We start from the raw sequence: 6695 nt of genomic DNA, 5'->3' as shown, positions 1-6695 counted from the left end.
TTTACCTTTATGACGCCACGACTTACTTAAACAATGCCCTTGAGGAGAGATGGCTTTAGTCGCATTTTGTTGCCACTAACACCATGCGCCTCTTTACCTTTGTTCCCTCGTTGTGCTTGGAATTTTTAGAAAAAAGCCTCTAAAGTTATCTTGACCCTTAGTGTAATTAGACAAATTCTATCTAAAAAAAATCAAAAATTACCCGCCGGTTACCGGCGGATAAAAGGCCACTTCGTCTGTGGTTTGAATGAGGGTTGCGTCGGTGGCTATTTCTTGATTAACAGCGCATAGGATGTTGCTTGGAAAATAATGCTCACCATGTTTATTGGCCAGTAAATCTCTTAGTTGCTTGACACTGGTGTTGTTCTCAAGCTCAATGCTTTCACTTGAGGTTTTAAGGTTTTCTTTGAGTGAGGCGAAGTATAGAATCTTCATCCGCCAATCTCCACCATTTGTCTATTACTAATATTATCTACCACCGTGTTAAATTCGTGTTTTTCGGGTTTTTTATTAATTGCATCCATAATCATTTGTTTAATTTCATCATCACTCAAATCTGAGCGTACAGCGTCTTTTAGAGAAATAGCATCCTCTTGTCCTAGGCAAAGAATAAGATCCCCCTTAGTGGTTAATCTAACGCGATTACACGTCTGACAAAAATGGTTTGAGACAGCGCTAATAATGCCCACGGTGGTATTGGTATCTTTAATTTTATAATTACTGGCTGGACCGTCTGTTTTTTTAGAAATTAACGGTAATAACCGACCTTCAAGGTGTTGGCTGATTTTAGCAAAAATAGCTTGTTCGCTCATATGTTGAGTTAAGGCTTCGATGCCAGCATTGCCAATGGGCATGGTTTCAATAAAGCGAATATCAATACCTTTTTCAATGGCGAAATCAATCATTGATTCGATTTCATCATCATTAATACCGCGCATGGCAACCGCATTGATTTTAATCGGGCTCATGCCTGAGGCAATGGCAGCATCAATACCTTTAATCACTTCATGTACATCGCCACCGCGAGTAATTTTTTCGAATTTTTCAGGTATTAGGGAGTCAATAGAAATGTTAACTCGGTTAACGCCATTTTTATGAAGCTTGTCTGCAAATTTACCCAGCAAGTGCGCGTTGGTTGATAAAGGCATATCGGTAATACCGGGAACCGAGCTGATTAATCTGGCAATTTTAACAATACCGCGGCGAATTAGTGGTTCACCACCAGTAAGGCGAACTTTACTAACACCCAGCTCGGCAAATAAGCGCACAATACGCTGGATATCTTCATAGCTTAAAATGTCTTCACGTTTACAGTTTGGCGTGTGCTCATCATCACGACAATAAAAACAGCGATAGTTACAGTGTTCAGTGATTGAGAGTCGGAGGTAGTTAATCTCACGACCAAATTTGTCAATCAATTTGTTACTCATGATCTGACAACAGCCAATGCCCAGACTTACCACCTTGCTTTTCAAGTAGTTGCACATCGGTGATTTTCATAAAACGATCAACCGCTTTACACATGTCGTAAATGGTGAGTGCAGCTACAGAGGCAGCAGTGAGTGCTTCCATCTCCACACCAGTTTGGGCATTTAGCTTGGTAAATGTGTTGATTAAAATGCCGTTATCAAGGTATTCAAAATCAACACCGACTTTTGATAAATTTAGGCTGTGACACATCGGAATAAGGTGGTGCGTTTGTTTGGCTGCCATAATGCCGGCAATTCTAGCTACGGCGAGTACATCACCTTTTTTAAAATCATTGTCTTTGATTTTTTGAAGTGTCTCAGCTTTCATTAAAATTTTAGCTTGAGCTTTGGCAATGCGCGTGGTGGTTTTTTTGTTCGCTACATCCACCATATTAGCTTCACCATTGGTATTTACATGGGTTAATTCATCACTCATGACATCATCTCGTTTAACGGGTAGAAATTGATTATTTCACCTTGTTTGAAGGTGGTTTTTTCTTCAATTTCAACCAAGCCATCCGCCCAAACCATTGAAGACAATACTTCGGAACCTTGCTTTGGATATTGATTTGCTTTAGCTGGAATGCTTGATTGATCAAGTTGTACACGAACAAATTCACGCCTAGGTTTAGATCGATGCCAATCAAAGTTAGCAGCGACCTTATAACTCGTATTTAAATAATGCGTACAACCTTGAAGTTTTTTAATAAAAGGTCGGGCAAATAGTAAAAAAGTTACCATGGCAGAAACTGGATTACCCGGCAAGCCGATAAAGGCTGTATTGCCAACTTTTCCAAAGGCGAGCGGCTTTCCTGGTTTCATTTTGATTCGCCATAAATTAAGCTCACCCAGGCTTTCAACTGCCGGCTTTACATGATCTTCCTCACCCACCGATACACCACCCGTTGTCATGATTAAGTCACAACTATCTTTAAGTGATGCTAGTGCATCGGTTGTGTCTTTAAGCGTATCTTTGATTGTGTTTAGATTAATGATGTCGCAATTTAAGTTGTTCAGCATGGCAACTAACGCATAGCGATTTGAATTATAAATTTGACCAGGTTTTAATTCGCACCCCGGTTTAACCAGCTCGTCACCTGTAAAAAACACACCAACTTTAATGCGTTGAAACACTTCTAAAGTTTTAACACCAACAGAGGCGGCCAATGCAATATCTTGGGGTTTTAGTCGATGGCCTTTGTCTAAAATAATGTCACCTGATACAATGTCATTGCCCATTGGGCGAATATTTTCATTAAGACTGATTGGTCGATATATTTCAATTTTTGTGTCGTTTTCAATCAGCTCACATTCTTCTTGCATGATGACTGTATTTGCCCCTTTGGGAATAGGTGCGCCAGTAAAAATACGCGCTGCACACCCAGGAGATAATTCATTACCAGTACTGCCAGCAGGGATTCGATCGGTGATTTCAAATGCAAAGCCACCAGGTGTGTTGATTTGATCTTCTTTAAGGTTGATGGCGTAGCCATCCATGGCCGAGTTGTCAAAACCAGGTACATTGATGCTAGAGCGAACATCACAAGCTAAGATGCGGTTAAGTGCATCATCTAGCTTTACAACCTCTACTTTATTCGTACTGATGGCGGCCTTGGTTAATGTTTCTAGCGCCTCGTTTGTAGACAACAATGGTTGAATAATTTGATCACAGCCGCAGTCAACACTTTGATTATCCATTTTGGTTCTAAATATCTGGTTATATTAAAAAATGCGTTTTATTGTATCATACGCCGCCCGATTTATCGATAACATACCCACATGGAAACTATTAGTAAAAGCGATATTACCGCACTTATTCTTGCAGGTGGCCAAGCAAGACGCATGAATGGTAAGGACAAAGGGTTGGTTCTTTACAAAGACCAGCCATTAATCGCTTATGTCGCAACAGCCATTCGCGCCAATGTTGATAGTATATGGGTGAGTGCCAACAAAAACATTGACTTGTATCAAGCGTTTGGCGAAGTGGTGAGTGATGATTTAAGTGATTTTCAAGGCCCGCTTGCCGGCATTGCAGCGGCGTTAAGTCGCATTAAAACAAAGTATTTACTCGTGCTTCCTTGTGACGGGCCTTATGTTGAGCCAATTCTAATCAAAAGATTGGTTGACGCCATGGCTAATAATAAGGTTAGTTTGTGTGTAGCCAGTGAACATCAACATTTACACCCGACATTTTCCTTGCTTAATGTGTGCATTAAGCCGGTATTAGACCAATATTTAGCCAGTGGTGAGCGCAGGTTGGGGCAATTTTTTAGAGATAATCAGGCGCTTGAGGTAGATTTTTCAGACCATGAGCGAATGTTTGTAAACTTTAACACACCTGAGGATTTACTTGAGGGTGCCTCTAAAAACCCATGATTAACGCCACTTGTCAACTTGACTCGTGTCACTGTCCTTTGCTTCTACCCATTTACTGTCAGTATTTGTGTGTTCTTTTTTCCAAAAAGGCGCCTGGGTTTTTAAATAATCCATAATAAATTCACAAGATTTAAATGCCGCTTTTCTGTGTTTGCTGGTGGTAATCACCAGCACGATTTGATCATTAATATTAAGTTCACCCACTCGGTGAATCACTGTTGTGTTGCCTAGTGGCCATCGAGCCTGAGCTTGCTCAACAATAGTGTTAAGTGCTTTTTCTGTCATTTGAGGGTAGTGCTCAAGTGTCATTTTTTTAATAGACGCATCATCTAAATCGCGCACTGTGCCTACAAAACTCACCACAGCGCCAATGTCACTATCATTGCCTCTGGCAAGTGCTACTTCGGTGGTTAAGTCAAAATTCTCTTCTTGGACAAGTATCTTATTCATGGATTAATTATAGGGGTATGTATAAGCTAGCTTTAATCTTTTTTAATCAGATAACGCTAATATTAAGTAAAAATAGGTATAATTTCAATTAGTTAGTTTCCAAAGACGGGAATAACAACAAACACAGACGTTTATTTAAATCTTTTTTTAAAGATCTTAAATAAGCGTCTTTTTTTTGCCAATTTCAAAGATGAGATTGGTAACTTTGGTATTGAAGCCGGTTATCGTGTTGTATTGATTTACAAACGGGATAACTGGCTTTTTTTTGGTTTAAAGAAAGTTAATAATAAGAGAGAAATAAGATGAAAAATTTAGTAATTATTGGTTCGGGTATGAGTGCAATGAAAGTGGTGGATGAGGTGTTAAAGATTGACCCACTGATGTATCAAATCACCATTATTGGTGAAGAAAAAGAACTGCCTTACAATCGTATTATGCTTTCTCCGGTACTCTCAGGTGAAAAAGAGTTTGATGAAATTAAAACCCATGACGAGGGTTATTTCTCACAAAATAACATTACCTTTAAGCCTGGCTGTTCAGTGGCATCGATTGATCGCTTGAAAAAAACCGTCTTATTAACTAATGAAAAAGAATCTTATGACATTAATTATGATCGATTAGTTATTTGTACCGGCTCAAGACCTTTTATTTTGCCGTTGCCTGGCAAGGATTTAGAAGGTGTGGTTTCATTTAGAGATATTTACGATGTAGCGTACATGAAAGCTCAAGTTGGAAAATCAGCAAAAGTGGCAGTGATTGGCACAGGATTATTAGGCCTGGAAGCAGCAAACGGGCTCAATGAATTGGGGTTTGAAGTAACCGTTATTGGTAACACCGATTCAATCATGAACATGCAACTTGATGCTTCATCAGGTGGCCTATTGCAAAAGGTGCTGGAAGATAAAAACATTAACTTTAAAATGAATGCTATCTCCACCAAAATTATCGGTGAGACCAAAGTTGAAGCTTTAGAGTTTGAAGATGGCACTCAATTAGAGACAGATATGGTGGTCATGTCGGTTGGTATTGTGCCTGAAGACACGCTAGCTGCTTCAGCTGGATTGCATACAGATCGCGGCATTATGGTAGGTGACACAATGATGACCTCTGACCCAGTTATTTATTCAGTAGGTGAGTGTATTAAACACCGAGGGGCGACTTACGGTTTGGTGGCGCCATTATTTGAACAGGCGCGAGTGTGTGCTGAACAGATTTGTGAGGTTAATCATCATATGTACACTGGCTCAGACGTTTCAACCAAATTAAAAATCTCTGGTGTGGATGTTTTCTCAGCGGGTGAATTTAATAATGAAGATGATGAAGTTATGTGCTCGAAAGACCATTCGTTAAACACGAGAAAGCGCTTATCAATTCGGGATAATAAATTAGTGGGCGCAGTGTTATTTGGTGATTCAACTGATGGTTTGTTTTATTTTGATTTGATTAAAAATGAAACCGATATTGCTGAGATGCGTAAAACTTTATTATTTGGCGATATTAATATTGATGAAGCGAGTGCAGGTGCCTCTGGTGTTGAAAAAATGGCGGACGATGAGCAAGTATGTGGCTGTTTAGGTGTCACCAAAGGTGATATTGTTACTGCGGTTTCTAATGGCTGCGATACCTTTGAATCAATGCAAAAAGAGACTGGCTGCGCAACAGGTTGTGGTGGTTGTGCATCAGTGGCTAAACAGGTATTTAGCTTTGTCTCTGGCGCTGAACTGGTGGCTAAAGACACCTTGTGTGATTGCACAAATCATTCAACAGAAGAAGTGCGTGAGCATGTCAGATCGTTAGAAGAGGTTGCTAGTATTGATGAAGTTAGATCTGCATTAGGGTTTGATGGATCTTGCGAAAAATGTGGTGCAGCGATTAACTACTATTTATCGTCTCAGTTTAATGAGGCTTATGAGCACAATGACAAAGAACGTCCTCACAACGAAATGATGCATGCGAATTTACAAAATGATGGTACCTATTCCATTGTGCCGCAAATGCAAGGTGGCTTAACAACGCCATCGGAGCTTAAAGCTTTGGCAGATATTGCGGTTAAATATGAGGTGCCAACCGTTAAGGTTACGGGTGGTCAGCGTATTGATTTATTAGGTATTGCTAAAGATAACTTAAATGATATGTGGGATGAAATTGCTGCAGCGGGTATGGAATCTGGTTACGCTTATGGTAAAGCAACCAGAACGTGTAAATCTTGTGTTGGTTCGGATCACTGTTTAATGGGCACACAAGACTCAATGGGCTTATCGGTGAAAATGGAAGATGCTGTTTGGTCGCACTTTATGCCACACAAATTCAAGATGGGTGTAAGTGGCTGTCCGCGTAATTGCGCAGAAGCAACCATTAAAGATTTTGGTGTGATTTGTACGGAGAAGGGTTATGAGATTC

General features: G+C 40.0%; 7 protein-coding genes. 2 read left to right on the top strand and 5 right to left on the bottom strand.

The window, feature by feature from the left end; genetic code table 11:
* Positions 1-198: 198 nt before the first annotated feature.
* The 4 genes from moaD to glp are packed head-to-tail and all read right to left on the bottom strand — an operon-like array spanning position 199 to position 3167.
* Positions 199-435: a molybdopterin converting factor subunit 1 gene (gene moaD / locus PSN35_RS05405; protein WP_300030539.1), complete on the bottom strand. Its 237-nt coding sequence runs from the start codon at positions 433-435 to the stop codon at positions 199-201.
* Positions 432-1430, bottom strand: a complete 999-nt coding sequence (gene moaA / locus PSN35_RS05400; RefSeq protein WP_300030536.1) for a GTP 3',8-cyclase MoaA — start codon at positions 1428-1430, stop codon at positions 432-434. The genes moaD and moaA overlap by 4 nt, the downstream gene beginning before the upstream one ends.
* Complete coding sequence (gene moaC, locus PSN35_RS05395) at positions 1423-1905, bottom strand: cyclic pyranopterin monophosphate synthase MoaC (protein WP_300030533.1); 483 nt, start codon at positions 1903-1905, stop codon at positions 1423-1425. The genes moaA and moaC overlap by 8 nt, the downstream gene beginning before the upstream one ends.
* Complete coding sequence (gene glp, locus PSN35_RS05390) at positions 1902-3167, bottom strand: gephyrin-like molybdotransferase Glp (RefSeq protein ID WP_300030530.1); 1266 nt, start codon at positions 3165-3167, stop codon at positions 1902-1904. The genes moaC and glp overlap by 4 nt, the downstream gene beginning before the upstream one ends.
* Positions 3168-3248: 81 nt before the next feature.
* Between glp and mobA the strand changes: the two genes are divergently transcribed.
* Positions 3249-3845 carry a molybdenum cofactor guanylyltransferase MobA gene (gene mobA / locus PSN35_RS05385; protein WP_300030527.1) on the top strand — a complete coding sequence of 199 codons (597 nt, stop codon included), beginning with the start codon at positions 3249-3251 and terminating at the stop codon, positions 3843-3845.
* Here the strand turns inward: mobA and moaE are convergent, their stop codons facing one another.
* A complete protein-coding gene (gene moaE, locus PSN35_RS05380) occupies positions 3846-4295 on the bottom strand; it encodes a molybdopterin synthase catalytic subunit MoaE (protein ID WP_300030524.1) in 450 nt (149 codons plus the stop codon). It abuts the gene before it with no gap.
* A gap of 302 nt (positions 4296-4597) precedes the next feature.
* On the opposite strand from moaE, the gene nirB reads away from it, so the two are divergent.
* On the top strand, positions 4598-6695 hold a 2098-nt coding region (gene nirB / locus PSN35_RS05375; RefSeq protein WP_300030521.1), incomplete at its 3' end, for a nitrite reductase large subunit NirB.

It is taken from the genome of Candidatus Thioglobus sp. (genome assembly GCF_028599055.1).
Classification (GTDB): Bacteria; Pseudomonadota; Gammaproteobacteria; order PS1; family Pseudothioglobaceae; genus Thioglobus_A.
Note: the sequence above shows the minus strand (reverse complement) of the source record. Positions and strands in the feature narration are given on the sequence as shown.